The organism is Georgenia satyanarayanai (genome assembly GCF_900116375.1).
Classification (GTDB): Bacteria; Actinomycetota; Actinomycetes; order Actinomycetales; family Actinomycetaceae; genus Oceanitalea; species Oceanitalea nanhaiensis.
This window is the reverse complement of sequence record NZ_UETB01000019.1, coordinates 1-14,930: the sequence shown is the minus strand read 5'-3', so window position 1 is coordinate 14,930 and position 14,930 is coordinate 1. Positions and strand designations below refer to the sequence as shown.

Sequence of the window (14,930 nt, the reverse complement as noted above, 5' to 3'; positions counted from 1 at the left end):
GGGCGTCCTAGGGTGGCGACATGGTCAACAGTCACCGCAGCCTCCGGCCCCGTCTGTTCACCCTGGCGATCCTGCAGGCACTGGCACTCGTTGTCCTCGGTGGCCTGACCGTCACGCTGGCCACGAGCGCGGCCGCGCACGACACGATCATCGACGCGGAGCCCGCCCAGGACGCCGTGCTGGACACCGCCCCCAGTCAGATCGTGCTGACCTACAGCGCCGAGGTCCTGGACCTGCCGTCGGCCATCATGGTCACTGACGCCAACGGCGAGGTCGTCGCCGAAGGCGAGCCGACGATTCAGGGACAGTCAGTCGTCCTGGACCTGCCCTCGGCCCTGGAGAACGGGGCCTACGAGGTGCTGTGGTCGGTGATCTCATCCGACGGGCACCGCACGGAAGACACGTACAACTTCACAGTGGCCGCCAGTGAGGCGGCCGGCGATGCGCAGACCACTGCGCCCGCCGAGCCGACCAGCGAGCCCCCCAGCACGGAGCCCACCACCGAGGCGTCCACACCGGCACCCGCGGCCAGCCCCGACGCTGACGCGGTGGATGCCGATGCTCCCGGCGGAGGCTTGCCCATCGGCATCGTCCTGGTGCCGATCGCTGTCCTGGTGCTCGCCGTGATCGCTGCCCTCGTCTACCGTCGCCGCCGACAGGGCTAAGGGTCCCGCGCTGGCTGCGGTGGGTCCGCCACGGCCAGACCAGCCGCGATGCAGAGTTTGCGACACTGACACCATGGCCAGCACCTCCACCCCCTCACTCTCAACCGTTCCGAACAGCATCCTCACGGAGAGGGTGGCTGCTGCCCGTATGGACCCGGTGGTGTGGACATGAGGGTGACACGTCGCGCGCTGGCCGGGCTCCTCTTTACTCTCGTCGCCTTGGCCGGCTGCGGCACCTCCACCGACACGGTGCAGGACACGGCCGGGGCGGGCTACCAAGCGGGTGACGGGTCATGGACCGCGTGGGAGCCGGGCGAGCGCGGTGAGCCGGTCGCGCTTGCCGGCACGACCTACGACGGGCAGGAGGTCGACCTCGCGGACTGGCGCGGTGAGGTCGTGGTCCTGAACTTCTGGTACGCCGCCTGCCCGCCCTGCCGGGTCGAGGCTCCCGACCTGGCCGCGATCCACGCCGACTACTCCGAGGCTGGCGTGCGCATGCTGGGTGTCAACCCGCGCGATGACCCCGCCACCGCCCAGGCCTTCGAACGCACCTTCGAGGTGCCCTACCCCAGCGTGGATGATCGCGCGGCGCGCGGCGTGGCGGCCCTGCAGGGTGTCGTGCCGCTTCAGGCGATGCCGACCACGGTCGTGCTCGACACCCAGGGGCGGGTCGCCGGCCGGGTGCTGGGACAGATCGACCCGGGTGTCGTGCGAGGGATGATCGACGACGTGCTCGCCGAGCCCGCACAATGAGCTGGGACCACGTTACGGACGTCCTCCAGGCCACAGTCCTGGGCGGGTCGCTGCTCGCCGCGGTCCTCGTCGCGTTGCTGGCCGGGGCTGTCTCCTTCGCCTCACCGTGCGTGCTGCCCCTCATCCCCGGCTATGTCGGCTACCTCGGCGGCATGGGCGGCACCCTGGGACAGGGCACCGCACCAGGCGGCGAAGCAGTGCGCACGGTGCACGCTTCCCGCGCCCGCACCGGCCAGGGTCGGCTGCTGGTGGGCGTGCTGCTGTTTGTGCTCGGGTTCAGCTCCGTGTTCGTCCTCCTGGGGGTGGTCTTCGGGTGGCTGGGGGTGGCGCTGGCGCCGTGGCTGGACGTCGTCACCCGCGTGCTGGGTGCCGTCGTCATCCTCATGGGGCTGGCCTTCATGGGTGCGGTGCCGGTTCTGCAGCGTGATCGCCGCCTCCAGGTCAGTCCGCGTGCTGGGCTGTGGGGCGCACCGCTGCTCGGCGTGGTCTTCGGGCTGGGCTGGGCGCCATGCATGGGACCCACGCTGTCGGCGGTGCTCCTGTTGTCCCTGGACGGCGGGGACCCCGCTCGCGGTGCGCTCCTGGCCGCCGCCTACTGCCTCGGGCTGGGGGTGCCGTTTCTCATGATCGCGCTGCTGTATTCGCGCACCACCCGCGCCATGGGCTTTCTGCGCCGGCACCGCCTGACGATCATGCGCATCGGTGGCGCGATGCTCATCGTCGTGGGGGCGACGATGGTCACCGGCTTGTGGGGCCAGTTCGCGGGCTGGGTGCAGGGCCTGGTCGCCGGTTTCGTGACGGTGGTGTGATGAACTACGTCCCCGAAGGGTTGCGGACGATCGACGACGCGCAGCAGACGCCGGTGCAGCCTTCGGCCGGTATCGGCGCGCGCGGCTGGCTGCGCTGGGCCTGGCGCCAGCTCACCTCGATGCGCGTGGCGCTGTTGCTGCTCATGCTGCTCGCGCTGGCCGCGTTGCCCGGCGCGTTCATCCCGCAGGTCCCCCAGGATCCCGGCGGCGTCGCCACCTTGCGTGCCGACCGGCCCGAGCTCGCTGCCTGGTTCGAGCGCCTGGGGCTGTTCGACATTTACGCCGCGCCCTGGTTCGCCGCGATCTACCTGCTGCTGTTCATCTCCCTCATCGGCTGCATCCTGCCCCGCACCAAGGCGCACGTCGCCGCCCTGCGCGCGGCCCCCTCCCGTGTCCCGCGCCGCCTGGCCCGCTTTCCGGTCCACGACACGCACACGACGAGAGCATCGCCCGAGGAAGTGACCCAGGCGGTGCGCCGGACGCTGCGCCGGCGCTTCCGGGTGGCCGTGACCCATGAGGGCATCAGCGCCGAGCGCGGCTATCTGCGGGAGACTGGCAACCTCACCTTCCATCTGTCCCTCATCGGGGTGCTCGTGGCCCTGGGCGCCGCGCAGATGCTCGCCTACCGTGGGCAGGCTGTCGTCGTGGAGGGCCGCACGTTTGCCAACGCGCTCGTCGACTACGACACGTTCACACCCGGGACGCTGGTCACCGGAAGCGACCTGGAGGCCTTCACCTTCACGCTGACCGAGCTCACCTCACGGTTCACCGTGGATGCGCAGCCGCGGGACTTCGCCGCCCGGGTCGAGGTCACCGAGCCCGACGGCGACAGGTATGAGGACACCATCCGGGTCAACTACCCGATCAACGCCGCGGGCGCGAACATCTACCTGGCCGGGAACGGCTTCGCCCCCCACCTCACGGTGCGCGACGCGCAGGGCCAGGTCGCGTTCTCCCAGCCGGTGCCCTTCCTCCCCGAGGACGACTTCTACACCTCCCGCGGGGTGCTCAAGGTCCCCGACGTCTCACCCGGCCTGGACCAGCTCGGCTTCACCGGGTATCTGCTGCCCAGCGCCGTCGTCGACGGGCTCGGCGCCCGTTCGGTGCACCCGCAACCCAACGCACCCTTGCTGGTCCTGGACATCTACACCGGTGACCTGGGGTTGGACGAGGGCGTCCCGCAGAACGTCTACGAGCTAGCCACCGAGGACATGACGCAGGTGATGGACGGGGAGGAAGAGGCCAAGGTCCTCCTGGAACCGGGCCAGGAGGTTCAGCTACCCGACGGGCTGGGCAGCATCTCCTTCGACTCCCTGCCGCGCTTCGCGGCCATCGACCTGCGTTACGACCCCACCCTCACCCTCCTGTTGGTCTCCTCCCTCGCGGCGATGGCCGGCCTGGCCGCTTCCCTGTTCGTTCCGCGCCGCCGCCTGTGGGTCAAGATCACGCAGGACGACACTGGCGGCACAGTGGTCGAGGCTGCCGCACTGGCCCGCGGCGACGACCCGGGCTTGGAGCGGGAGCTGGAGCGCGTAATGACCGAGGTCCGGGCCACCGGACCCAGCCCACAGGAGGACACGTGAACGACCTTGGCCAGCTGAGCCTGCTGGCAATCTACGGCGCGATGGCGGCCTACGCCCTCGCGATGGTCGCCTTCGGGATCGACCTGTCGGCGCTGCGGGACCGTGGCCCCACTGGGCGTCCCCGCCGCGCCGCGCGCATCGCGATGACGACGACGACGGCGGGTCTGGCGCTGCACGTCGTCGCCGTCCTCGCCCGCGGCATCGCCGCGGGCAGAGTCCCGTGGGCCAACATGTACGAGTTCACCCTGGTCTTCACTCTCGTCGCGGTCACCACCTTCCTGGCCCTCCAGCGCTGGCGCGACCTGCGCTACCTGGGGGCGCTCATCATCACCCCCACGCTCCTAGCCCTGGGGCTGGCCGTGTCGGTGTTCTACGTCAAGGCCGACGGCGTCAGTCCCGCCCTGGACCACTACTGGCTGGTCATCCACGTCTCGGTCGCGACGATGGCCATCGGTGTCTTCGCCGTGGCCGCCGCGCTGTCAGTGGTCCAGCTCGTCAAGGACCGCGGTGAGCGGAAGTCCGCGCAGCGACGTGAGCCCGCCGTCGCGCTGGCCGGCGGCGCGGCGGCCGGGCCGGTGGCCGGCGCGTCCGCCGAGCAGGCGGACCGCGGCTTCTGGGGCCGCCTGGCCGACGTGCTGCCCGGCGCCGCGGAGCTCGAGCGCCTCGCCTACCGGCTCAACGCCGTCGCCTTCCTGCTGTGGACCTTCACGCTCATCGCCGGGGCGATCTGGGCCGAGCACGCCTGGGGGCGACCGTGGGGGTGGGACCCGAAGGAGGTCGGCACCTTCGTCGTCTGGGTGACCTACGCCGCCTACCTCCATGCCCGCGCGACGCGCGGGTGGGACGGACGCAAGGCCGCCTACCTGGGGCTGTTCGGTTTCGCCCTCGTCCTGGTGAACTACTTCGTGGTGAACCTCTTCACCGAGACCGTCCACGGCTACGCCTTCTAGGTCTCGCCACGGCACACGACCCGGGAGACATACCCGTCCCAGGTTGTCCGCTTAGTGTTCTCCCTCGAAGGACAACGACGTACTCAACAGGCGAAGGGGAACCCGGTGGGCGACAGGAAGCAGCAGGCACGCGAACGCGCCGCCAAGCTGGCGGAGATGCGCGCGGGGCAGGCCCGGCAGGAACGGCGACAGAAGTTCCTCATCTACGGGGTCGTGGCCGTGGTCTGCCTCGCGCTGGTCACCGCCGTCGCGGTGCCACTCATCAACCAGGCACGGCGCCAGTCGGTGATCGAGGCCACCGCCGGGGCACCGCTAGAGGGTGTTGAGCTCATTGAGATCGCCTCCTCCAACCATGTCCCCGGCACGGTCGACTACCAGACCTCCCCGCCGGCGGGCGGTGACCACAACGGCGTATGGCAGAACTGCGGTGTGTACACCGAGCCGGTCGTCAACGAGAACGCCGTCCACTCCCTCGAGCACGGTGCCGTGTGGCTCACCTACTCCGGTGACCTTCCCGAGGACCAGGTCTCGGCCCTGGCCGACAGGGCAGCGCAGGGCCAGGGATACGTGCTGGTGAGCCCCTACCAGGACCAGAGCACGCCCATCGTGCTCAGCGCGTGGGGCGCTCAGCTCACGGTCGACGACGCCGATGACCCCCGCGTCGACGCCTTCCTCATGGAGTACCTCCAGGGCGCGCAGACCCCCGAACCCGGCGCCCCCTGCTACGGCGGCACGGGCACACCCGCCGCCTGACCACGCGCACATGAGCAACGCACCCCACATCCCCGCGGCATCCGGCTCCCACAGCAGGGTGTTCCCTCGCCGCGTGGCGGTCGCCGGCGCCGCGGGCGTGCTCATCGCCCTGGCCGCCGTGCTGGGCCTCATCGCCGGATCCCGGCTGGCCGTGTCCGCACCACAGTTTCCGGGAGAGGGCTCGGTGGATACCGGCTTCGCCCGGGACATGGGAGTTCACCACTCCCAGGCCGTGGAGATGTCGGTGCTCATCCGTGACCGCACCGATGACGCTGAACTGCTCAGCCTCGCGCTGGACGTCATCCTCACCCAGCAGCAGCAGGCAGGGCAGATGTATGCCTGGCTGGAGTTGTGGGGCCTGCCGCAGACGTCTACCCACCCCGCTATGAGCTGGATGCAGGACCACTCCGACCCTCAGGCCCACGGCGCAGGGCCCGGACACATGCCCGGGATGGCCACCCGCGAGGATCTCAATCGGCTGGCGGCCGCATCGGGTGCGGACGCCGAACGGCTCTATCTGGACCTCATGGTCGCGCATCACGAGGGGGGGATCGAGATGGCCGAGTACGCCGCTGACAACGCCAAGAACCCGGCGGTCAAGGCGCTTGCGGTGAGCATCGTCAACTCCCAGAGCGCCGACCTCAACGTGCTCAGCGATCTCCTCGCCGCCCGTAGCGGACCAGGACTCGACTGACCGCAGTCGTTACCGTTCACCGTCGCCGCTGTCCTGTCCGACGGGTCCAGAGTTGCGGGCTATGCGCCGAAGGTTGGTCATCTCCAGCCTCATGGTGATACCCGCTAGCGTGTATCACCATGAGGCGTTCGCGAACAGCCGGCCACCACGTCGGCGTCGCGATAGTCGGTGCAGGCCAGGCCGGGCTGGCCGTTGGGTACTACCTGGCGCGGTCCGGCGTCGACTTCCTGCTGCTCGAGCGCACTGACCAGATCGGCACCAGTTGGGCTCGCCGGTGGGACTCCCTGCGGCTGTTCACCCCGGCGCGCCATGACGCACTGCCCGGGCTGGCGTTCCCCGGCGAGCCGTGGGCCTACCCGGGCAAGGGCGACGTTGCGGCATACCTGGCCGAGTACGCAACACACCACCGGCTACCAGTGCGCACCGGCGCCCACGTTGTCCGGCTGGCCGGCCAGTCCGGCGCGTTCAACCTGCAGCTCGCCAGTGGTGAGGCCATCACCGCCCGCCGCGTGGTGGTGGCCACCGGGGCCTTCGGGGCGCCCTTCACCCCCGCCTGGGCCGACCGGCTGGACCCGGACGTCGTCCAGGTGCACACCGACGCCTACCGCAACCCCGGCCAGGTCCCCACTGGCACGGTCCTGGTCGTCGGCGGCGGCAACTCCGGGTTCCAGGTCTCGCACGAGCTCGCCCAGGCCGGGCGCCGGGTGCACCTGTCCGAGGGCACTCGGCTACGCACGCTGCCACAACAGATTCTTGGCCGTGACCTGTTCTGGTGGCTGACCACCACCCGTGCCATCCACGCTCCAGCCGGCTCGCTCGTGGGACGGCGGCTGCGCGCCAACGAGCCCGTCATCGGCTCATCCCGCCGCGCACTGCACCGCGCCGGGGTGACCTTCCACTCCCGGGCGACGACTGCTGAGGGCAACCGGGTCGACTTCGCCGACGGCGCCACCCTGCAGGTCGATGCGGTGGTGTGGGCCACCGGCTACCGTCACGACGACAACTGGGTCACCATCCCGGGCGCCCTCGACAAGAACGGTGCACTTTGCACCGACGACGGCACGACCCCGGTGCCCGGGCTCCACACCATCGGCCGCCCCTGGCAGCGTGACCGCGGATCGTCACTGCTTGGCTACGTCGCCCGCGACGCCAGCCGGCTCGCCGCCCGTCTTGGAAACGCCACACAGACCGGACCTGTCACTGAGCCCGAAGTGCCTGCGCCCGAGCACAGGCGACACGCCGGCGGAGAGTCGTCCTAGGGCGCGGGCCGAAATTTGCAGTAATCTACGCCTGGTGGGGAGCAGTGCGCCCTACTACCAGAAGCCCCGAGGTTGACCCGGGGCTTTTTCGTTGCCCCGCTGCGGATTTCCGACACGTCACCGCATGCAGCCTGGCGCGACGCGCCGTCACACTGTCACACTCAATGAGTGAGGATCCGCGTCCACGAACTAGCTCGCGAGCTCGGCGTGAGTTCCCCGCGCATCCTCGCCGAGTTGGGCAAGATGGGGGAGTTCGTGAAGTCCGCGTCGAGCGTCCTCGACGCCAAGGTCGCAGCGGCAGTGCGGAGTTCGCTCAACTCCGCAACAGCGCCACCCAGTCGCCGCAATCCGTTCACGTTCAACGTCCCAGCCACGCCACGCCCCGCGAGCTCCAGTCGGGCACTGTCCACGCAGAGCTGCTGGGGCGATGATTATTGGGATGATCCTCCGCGCCCACGCGAGGCCGAGCTGACAGCGGCCGAGGCCGCACTCGAGCTCGGGGTCAGGCCGTCGACGGTTAGGCAGTGGGTCCGCCGCGGCCACCTGACCTCCTCAGGTGTTCGGGTCGCGCTCGGCTCTCGGACCGCGCGAACGAGCGCGCCGTCCGTCTCGCCAAGGCGAAGCGGACCCGACGGAGCAGGTAGCGCACAAAGCGCCCTTTCTCATGGGTAGGGAGATGTCTGTCCAAAATCAGCCCGCGCCGATAACCGACGTTATGACATCCTACTTTCTCGAGGAAGCTCAGGCTGATTGTCGGTGGTCGCCTGTATAACCCAGCCATGAACACAAAGTGCTACCCGACCGTCCACAACCAGCGCCACACCTACGGGCTGCCGGCGTACGAGCTCCGAGACAGCAAGCTCTACCCGACCGTCCACAACCAGTACGACACCTACGGGCTGCCGGCGTTTGAGATCAGATGATGCGTCCGCCGCTGGCGGGCGTTACGCCTAGTACCGAGGCCTGCCGGCCAGCACGTCGAGATCCCAGTCGGTAGCGACAGTGCGGAAGGCCTCACCGTCGACGTTGAGGTCGGCGATGGTCTTGGGGTCGTTGTCTCCGGGCATGAGGCCGTCATCGGCTCTGCGGTCCCACCAGGCCCAGCAGGTGCCGTAACCGGTCTTGGAGTCGAAGTGGATGCCGAGTGGTCGGGATCCGTCGAAAAGTGTCTGGCCGCGGATGTGCTCGGCGAGGAGGGTGGTGACTGCGCGGTTCTCGCCGGTGGTGCTGCTGAGGGTGAGCAGGGGAACGCCGGCCTGGCGCAGGGGTTCGGCGAGGTCGAGTCCGAGGCGGTTAAGGGTGGCCTTGTGGTCGATCTGGACCCACCAGCCCTCGGCGGGCATGGTGACCCGGTGCAGGCAGCGGCTCATCTGCCAGTCGACGCTGACGGACCAGGGGCGTTCGCGGCCGTTCGTGGCGGCCTGGTCGCAGATGGCGGAGACGTAGTCCTCCACACTCATGCCGATGGCGTCAGCATCGGCCTGCAGCGCGACTCGGGCAGCGCGGAAGTCCTGGAGGACCTCGGCGAACGCGGTGGTGGCGTGCTCGGCGAAGTAGACGGTGCGGCCGATGGTGTCGAAGCGGCCGCGCTGGTCGGGCAGTTCTGGTGGGAGGGGTCCGACGTGCTGGTTGACGCGCACGGCGAGGATGCCGCCGGAGCGGGTGTAGCGCTCCTGTGCGACGCGCCAGCCGTCCTGCCCGCGGGCGGGCAGGATGTAGAGCCCGGTGCGGGGGCAGACCCGGGAGCGTGGAGCGGCGCTCACGCCGCGGGGGATCCGTCGATGAACGCGAGGACGGCGCCGATGACGTCGGCGCTGTCGAGGTCGCGCACCGCGGAGACGGGGGTCCTCTCCCCCAGGCGCGGGTTGGCGCCGACGAGCCAGGCGAGGGCCACGTCGGGGCCCTCTGCCTGCTCGAGGAGGTGCCAGACGCGGTAGCCCAGCCGGAGCTGGTTGACGGTGTTATGGCGCGGTTCAGGACCGTCGGGACGCGCCCACTTCGCGGGTTGACCGCGGTCCTTGGTACCGGTCATCGCCTGGACGACGGTGCTGCCCACGTTCTCGTTGAGGATCCGCACCAACTCGTGGATGTCGAGCCTGGTGGCGTCAGCGTGTGCGGCGACAACATCGGTTCTCATGCAAGAAGACTACGCGGGAAGCACCGTAAAAACCACAGGAAATCTGCACCTAGGGGTGCCCCACTCCCCCACCGGATCCGTGTCGCACGACGCCCTTCCCTTCTCTGAGTGGCTGCTGGCGCGACGGGCAGTCGTGCGCTGGGCGACGGTTTACCGGTCCAGTCCGGTGCGCTGTCGCTGCGCCGCGCGCACCGTGCTCCTGCGTGCCTTTGGCGCCGTGCTCACGCGCTTGACCGCCTCCGTCGCCGGGGCGCCCTGGCTGGTGTCGGCACGCATCCTCGTGGCGACCAGCTCGGGGTCGATGCCCTTGGCCTCGAGCTGCCGCGCCGTGACCTGTCGCCTTTCCGCGGTGTCGTACATGGCCCGCCCATCGGAGCGGAGATGATCTGCTGTGGCCTCGCGCTGCTCGGCTTCTCGCGCTGCCCGGAGCCGCTCGTCCGGGGCCGGCTCGAGGAGCGCCGCTGAGCGCGCTTCCTCGGCGAGACGATCCTGCCGGTCGGCGTCCTGCGTCAGGCGGTGCGCCTCGGCGCGATCGGTCTGCTCCCGGGTCCGCTCGGTGCCTGCGTCCGCGCGGTCGCGCTCGGCACGCTCGATAGCGGCCTGAACTGCGTCGGCTGGGGCGCCGGTGTTGTCGGCGTCGATACCGTAGCGGGTGCGCAGTTCCTCCCTCATGCGCTGCTCCGCCCGCACGGCTTCGGGGTCCTCGTGCGCCCATGCTCGGGCCACCTGGTAGGCGTGGCCGATCTGCTCCGGGCTGGCCCGGTCCCACCACTCGTTGCGGTACACGCCGGCGAGCTCGGCGCGTGCGGCGTGCCGCTCGGCGTCCAGACGTGAGCGCATCTGTCGGGCCTGCCGCTCGCTGTGCGCTTGGGCGCGGCGCAGCGCCTGCTCCCGCTCCCGGGCGAGGCGCTCGGCGACCTGGCCAGCGGCGGTGACGAGGACGCGGACCTGCCCTTCGAAGGCTTCCTCGATGCCGTCGGTCTCCTCAACCATGATCAGTCCCCCTGGTTATCGTTCCGGGCCGCGCTCCGCGCCCCGTGTCGTCGTGGTGCGCCGCTCGGCCGGCTCGAGCGTCGCGGGCAGCGGTGAGGCGGCCCTCGTCGCATCGTGTGCCTGGCCGGCGCTCAGCCGCTCGAGCATCGCCTGGGCCTGCGGGTCCAGCGATGGGGCCTGCGACACCGCCGCTGCCCCGGTGGGTGCCGCGGGCTGCGGCAGCGCGTCGCGCACCCGCACCAGCCGGGCCCGGGTGTCCTCGGCCAGCAGCCGGGCCTGGCGCAACTGCCCGGCGGCCACCGAGGCGTCGTACACCGCTTGGGTCAGCCGCAGGAGCTGGCGGATCATCGCCGCCTGGGCGACCGCGCCCTTGCCGCCCCGGGTGGCGCTGGCCAGCAGCATCGCGGCGCCCGAGACGGCCACCGTGCCGGCCTTGGCGGGGGGCACCGTGCGGCGGTAGGTCTGCGCCGAGCGTGACAGGGCCTCGGCGGCCGCGGCCAGGTCACCGGGCGTCTCCTCGGTCGCGTTGGACCACGCGGCCAGCGCCCCGGCTGTCTGCCGGGCGACCGTGGCCCAGGTGTCACGGTCCTCCACGTCGACCGAGCGCAGCCGGTCGACCAGCGCGCGCAGGTCGGCGTGGTGCTGCTCCCACAGGAGAGGGTCAACTTCGTGAGCCTCACGGCCGGGTGCGACAACGCGCCGGCCTCGCTTGGCGGCGTTCCACTCCGCAACAGCCTCACCGGCGCCGGTCGGGGTGTCGGGCCACCCGTCGCGCAGCCGCGGCAGGGCGAGGTCACGGGCGAGGTTTCCCCCGCCGTACCAGATGGGCCGCTCACCGGCTTCGGGTCGCTGGGCCACGGTGTACCCGGTGACGACGTCGGTGCGGCCCGAGGCGTAGCGCGGTCGCACCAGGAGCCCGGACCGGCGCATTCGGCGGACGAACTCGGCTTCGGATGCACTGGCGGTCGCGGCCGCGCGCACCTTGAGCGATAGGAGGTAGCGCGGCTGGTCGGTGCGCAGCTCTGCGGCGATGCGCGCCTGGCGGTCGGAGCCGCTCAGGGTGTCCCAGGCGGGCAGGCTCTCGCCCCGCTGCGTGCGCCGGCGCTCGTGCTTGGCGCGCGCCCGGGCACGTGCCTGGGCCTCGCGCTCGGCGGGGTTGTAGCCGCGGGTGGCGCGTTCGGCGCGCACCGACTCCAGCTCCTCCAGCCCGTGCTTGACCTCGATCGCCCGCGTGGCGGACTGGGCCCGGGCGAAGTCGTTGTGGATCGAGGCCTTCGTGCCGTCCTCACGCACGAGGTTCACGGCGATGTGGATGTGGTCGTTGCCGTTCTCCGACACCCCGTGCCGCACGGCGACCCACCGGCAGGGGGCCTTGGTGCCCTCGTTGTCGTCGAACTCCATGGCGGCGACGAAGTCATGGGCGATGGCCGCCCACTGCTCGTCGGTGAGCATGCCCTCGTCGGCGCGCAGCGACAGCGAGCAGTGCCACACGTGCCCGCCCTTCACCGCCACGTCGTATGCGGTGCGGGGCCGGTCCAGGTGCCGAGCGATCTCCAGGGCGGAGTCGCGCCCGAGCTCGTTGTCGTCGTGCCACGCCAGTAGGGCCGGGTCGCCGGCCACCAGGTGGGGGTCGATGTGCTCATTCGACCGGCCCGGCCCGACCAGGTAGGTCATCAGTCCGGCCATGCGATCACCGCGCACCACGTTGGGCATCACGGCAGGCTCAACCCATCGATCGCCTCATCAATCCGCAGCGCGGTCCGCCGCACCGCAGCCAGTGTCGCGGTGAGCTCCTCCTGCACCTCGCCCGTCGCGTTGGTGGCCTTGGCCATCTGGTTGACGTTGTTGGAGATCGACGCCAGGAGGCGGTGCAGGGCAAACAGCTCGGCCATCGCGTTGCGCCGCTCACTCGGCGTCTCAGCACCCGCCGTCAGCGCCGACTCCACCAGCAGGCGCGGCACCGTCACCCGCTGCTCCGCGGCCAGGCGCAGCAGCACGCCCTCCTCCTCCGGTGACACCTTCACCTCGTGCCGGTGCGGTCGCCCACCCTCGACATTGGCGCGCCGCCGGCGTGCCAACTGGCGCGCCTTGGGAGCCTCACCGCTCACGGGAACCACCAGCCTCTCCGGCCCAGCGCAGCGACCCCGCCACCGGCGGGGACTCACACGACCAGTGTGCCCTCTCCGCCGCGACGCGTCGAGAGGCAAAGCCACTTAGCCGGGCTAAGTGTATAGCTTGCTCCGTCGGAACTCCGCTGGTCTGTGACCTCACCACGCGCAAACCACCGCCCGACTCTCGACGTGACGCACGTCTCACCGTACGCTCGTCGTATGGCGCGAGTACCGACACCCGAGGAGGCCCTCGAGCGTGCTCGACGGGCCCAAGAGCAGCGGCTGAAGGCCATCCAGTCACTCGCCGACGCGCGCCAGCGCATCGTCGACGTGCGCGAGGAAACCGAGCGCGAACGCGCCGAGCTCGAAACGCGTATCGCTGGCCGCATCAGCGACGCCGAGCGCGGCGACGTGCGTGCCTACAACGCCGCACTCACTGCCGGCTGGTCAGCGACCGAACTGCGCAAGATCGGATTCCCAGAGCCGGAGAAGAAGAAGCGCGCCGCACGCGCACGCCGGCGCACCACCACCGCGACCGAGACGAACGGCACCACCTCTCAGCCAGCCACTGAGAACAGCACACACATCACGGGGGGCACCGACCATGAGCCAGTCACCAGCTGAGTCCACCATCGCCGAGGCGATCGCCACACGACCCATCCCCAGGGAGACCAGCCCCTCCGCCATGACTTCAACGGTCGACGTGGGGCGCGGCCTGCCCATCGCACTCGACCTCGAGGACGAGTCGGATGAGTGAGCAGCGAGACGCACTCATAGCCCGTCAGGCAGCCGTCGTCGCCGGCGCCATCCCCTACCGCCTGGAGTACCAGCCCAGCGATGACCAAGTGGCCATCGCCACCATCACCGACGGCCATCTCGGACCCGTCGCAGCCGTGAGCTGGGACTCTGACGTCATCAACGACGCGATGCACGCCCGGTGGATGGCCGGACGGATCTCCCACGCCTTCGCCGGCGCCAAGGTCGATCACTTCATCCCCGTCGGCTACGGACCACACGCTCACGAGCGCGCGGTGCTCCTGTGCGGAGCGTTCGCCGAGTACGGCAACGCCCACCTCGGGATCGTGGTTGACCGCGAGGCCAACACTGCCCGGGTCATCGATCCCATCCTGGGTCCCGCTGACACCACCTACGAGCTGGTGCCACCCGCCGAATACATCGCCTCGGGGGTGCCGGCTCCCGAGGCCTCTCGCGAGGACCTGCTGCTGCGTTACCAGCCGCACCCGGCACCCACTTATCCCCCGGCCCCCGATCGTGTCGCGAACACGATCGCGACCACGCTTCCCTCAGCGCGCCGGGTCCAGGCACGGGCACTGCTCGAGGACCTAACTCGACCCAAGGTCGAGCACCGGCCCGAAGACCTCTCGCGCCTCGCGCATCTGGCACTGAGCCACAAGCTCGTGCGTGACTCCCTGCTCACCGACGCCGGCCGCAGTCACGCCAAGACCCACCTCCTCGTCGATCTCTACCGTGGCGCGCCCGAGGACTACCGGTCCGGGCTCGCCACGCTCGCCGCGGCCAGCCTCTATCTCAACGGCAACAGCGTCGGCACCGAGGAGGTGCTCAACCACGCCGACCGCTTCGGGGATCACTCGCGGCTGACCGAGCTCGTCGAAACCGGGCACGCCCTGGGCGTGCGACCACCCGCCGTCGACGAACTCGCCGGCGACCTCGCAGCTGCGGCCGAACGCGCCGACACCGCCTTCAAGCGCGAGCAGACCTCCGGACTGCACGGAGCCTCATTCCCCGCCCAACCCACGACCGACCCCGGCAAGCGCCGGGGCAACGATCCGGGCAGGCGGCCGCCGGCGGCCGGGCCCGAACCCGACCTCGACAGATAGCCAGCGGTCCCCTCCCCCGACCACGGAGGGTCTCGCACAACCACCCCCTGTCAAGGGCGCCTCACGTCACTACGTGATGCGGCTACGCCGCACCCCTGACAGGGGGTGGCGGCGCGACGAGTGGCGACTATCGGAGAAGGGAGAACCCTGGCAAAGTCCGCAGCGGGACTCTCGCTGGCAGCCAAGGGGCGGCGAGAACAGGTCATCCGACTCTGGGAGGTTCGGACGCGCATGGACGAAGACCTCACCGACGACTCTTCGCGCACCGTCGCCGGCCTCGCCGCGATCGACAACATCCTCGGACGCAACACCACCGCCTTCGACGCGGTCACCAACGTCCTGGACCGTCACAGCACCGGCCTCG

18 protein-coding genes are annotated in these 14,930 nt (G+C 70.4%); 13 read left to right on the top strand and 5 right to left on the bottom strand.

The window, feature by feature from the left end; genetic code table 11:
* Window positions 1-20 precede the first annotated feature (20 nt).
* From DSZ44_RS16710 to DSZ44_RS18455, 10 genes are all read left to right on the top strand, one after another.
* Complete coding sequence (locus DSZ44_RS16710) at window positions 21-665, top strand: copper resistance CopC family protein (RefSeq protein ID WP_110853765.1); 645 nt, start codon at window positions 21-23, stop codon at window positions 663-665.
* A gap of 168 nt (window positions 666-833) precedes the next feature.
* Window positions 834-1,418: a TlpA family protein disulfide reductase gene (locus DSZ44_RS16705; RefSeq protein WP_110853799.1), complete on the top strand. Its 585-nt coding sequence runs from the start codon at window positions 834-836 to the stop codon at window positions 1,416-1,418.
* Entirely contained in the window at window positions 1,415-2,227 is an 813-nt protein-coding gene (locus tag DSZ44_RS16700) for a cytochrome c biogenesis CcdA family protein (protein WP_110853764.1), read from the top strand. The genes DSZ44_RS16705 and DSZ44_RS16700 overlap by 4 nt, the downstream gene beginning before the upstream one ends.
* Window positions 2,227-3,810, top strand: a complete 1,584-nt coding sequence (gene resB / locus DSZ44_RS16695; protein WP_110853763.1) for a cytochrome c biogenesis protein ResB — start codon at window positions 2,227-2,229, stop codon at window positions 3,808-3,810. The genes DSZ44_RS16700 and resB overlap by 1 nt, the downstream gene beginning before the upstream one ends.
* Window positions 3,807-4,760, top strand: coding sequence for a c-type cytochrome biogenesis protein CcsB (gene ccsB / locus DSZ44_RS16690; protein WP_258369658.1), 954 nt, complete (start codon window positions 3,807-3,809; stop codon window positions 4,758-4,760). Before resB ends, ccsB begins: the two co-directional genes overlap by 4 nt.
* A 105-nt stretch (window positions 4,761-4,865) precedes the next feature.
* Window positions 4,866-5,513 (top strand): thioredoxin-like domain-containing protein, encoded by a 648-nt coding sequence (locus DSZ44_RS16685; protein WP_258369657.1) that lies wholly within the window; start codon window positions 4,866-4,868, stop codon window positions 5,511-5,513.
* 73 nt (window positions 5,514-5,586) lie between these two features.
* The gene (locus tag DSZ44_RS16680) at window positions 5,587-6,207 is read left to right on the top strand and encodes a DUF305 domain-containing protein (RefSeq protein WP_220035245.1); all 621 of its coding nucleotides are present in this window, start codon (window positions 5,587-5,589) and stop codon (window positions 6,205-6,207) included.
* Between the two features lie 119 nt (window positions 6,208-6,326).
* Complete coding sequence (locus DSZ44_RS16675; protein WP_110853761.1) at window positions 6,327-7,466, top strand: flavin-containing monooxygenase; 1,140 nt, start codon at window positions 6,327-6,329, stop codon at window positions 7,464-7,466.
* 168 nt (window positions 7,467-7,634) lie between these two features.
* Window positions 7,635-8,138: a translation initiation factor IF-2 N-terminal domain-containing protein gene (locus tag DSZ44_RS16670; RefSeq protein WP_110853760.1), complete on the top strand. Its 504-nt coding sequence runs from the start codon at window positions 7,635-7,637 to the stop codon at window positions 8,136-8,138.
* A 107-nt stretch (window positions 8,139-8,245) separates the two neighbouring features.
* Window positions 8,246-8,389 carry a hypothetical protein gene (locus DSZ44_RS18455; protein WP_181424698.1) on the top strand — a complete coding sequence of 48 codons (144 nt, stop codon included), beginning with the start codon at window positions 8,246-8,248 and terminating at the stop codon, window positions 8,387-8,389.
* A 27-nt stretch (window positions 8,390-8,416) separates the two neighbouring features.
* Here the strand turns inward: DSZ44_RS18455 and DSZ44_RS16665 are convergent, their stop codons facing one another.
* The 5 genes from DSZ44_RS16665 to mobC form a co-directional block, all read right to left on the bottom strand.
* The gene (locus DSZ44_RS16665; RefSeq protein ID WP_110853759.1) at window positions 8,417-9,229 is read right to left on the bottom strand and encodes a hypothetical protein; all 813 of its coding nucleotides are present in this window, start codon (window positions 9,227-9,229) and stop codon (window positions 8,417-8,419) included.
* Window positions 9,226-9,603 carry a hypothetical protein gene (locus DSZ44_RS16660; protein ID WP_146237594.1) on the bottom strand — a complete coding sequence of 126 codons (378 nt, stop codon included), beginning with the start codon at window positions 9,601-9,603 and terminating at the stop codon, window positions 9,226-9,228. Before DSZ44_RS16660 ends, DSZ44_RS16665 begins: the two co-directional genes overlap by 4 nt.
* Before the next feature lie 150 nt (window positions 9,604-9,753).
* Entirely contained in the window at window positions 9,754-10,596 is an 843-nt protein-coding gene (locus DSZ44_RS16655; protein WP_110853757.1) for a hypothetical protein, read from the bottom strand.
* Window positions 10,597-10,611: 15 nt separating this feature from the next.
* Window positions 10,612-12,282 carry a relaxase/mobilization nuclease domain-containing protein gene (locus DSZ44_RS16650; protein WP_258369655.1) on the bottom strand — a complete coding sequence of 557 codons (1,671 nt, stop codon included), beginning with the start codon at window positions 12,280-12,282 and terminating at the stop codon, window positions 10,612-10,614.
* Between the two features lie 26 nt (window positions 12,283-12,308).
* Complete coding sequence (mobC, locus tag DSZ44_RS16645; protein WP_110853796.1) at window positions 12,309-12,704, bottom strand: plasmid mobilization relaxosome protein MobC; 396 nt, start codon at window positions 12,702-12,704, stop codon at window positions 12,309-12,311.
* A gap of 222 nt (window positions 12,705-12,926) precedes the next feature.
* Between mobC and DSZ44_RS16640 the strand changes: the two genes are divergently transcribed.
* From DSZ44_RS16640 to DSZ44_RS16635, 3 genes are read left to right on the top strand one after another with little or no spacing between them, the layout of a single operon-like run.
* A complete protein-coding gene (locus DSZ44_RS16640; protein ID WP_110853755.1) occupies window positions 12,927-13,331 on the top strand; it encodes a hypothetical protein in 405 nt (134 codons plus the stop codon).
* Entirely contained in the window at window positions 13,312-13,464 is a 153-nt protein-coding gene (locus DSZ44_RS18450; protein WP_181424697.1) for a hypothetical protein, read from the top strand. Before DSZ44_RS16640 ends, DSZ44_RS18450 begins: the two co-directional genes overlap by 20 nt.
* A complete protein-coding gene (locus DSZ44_RS16635) occupies window positions 13,457-14,566 on the top strand; it encodes a DUF4192 family protein (RefSeq protein ID WP_110853754.1) in 1,110 nt (369 codons plus the stop codon). Before DSZ44_RS18450 ends, DSZ44_RS16635 begins: the two co-directional genes overlap by 8 nt.
* The last annotated feature ends 364 nt before the right edge of the window (window positions 14,567-14,930 follow it).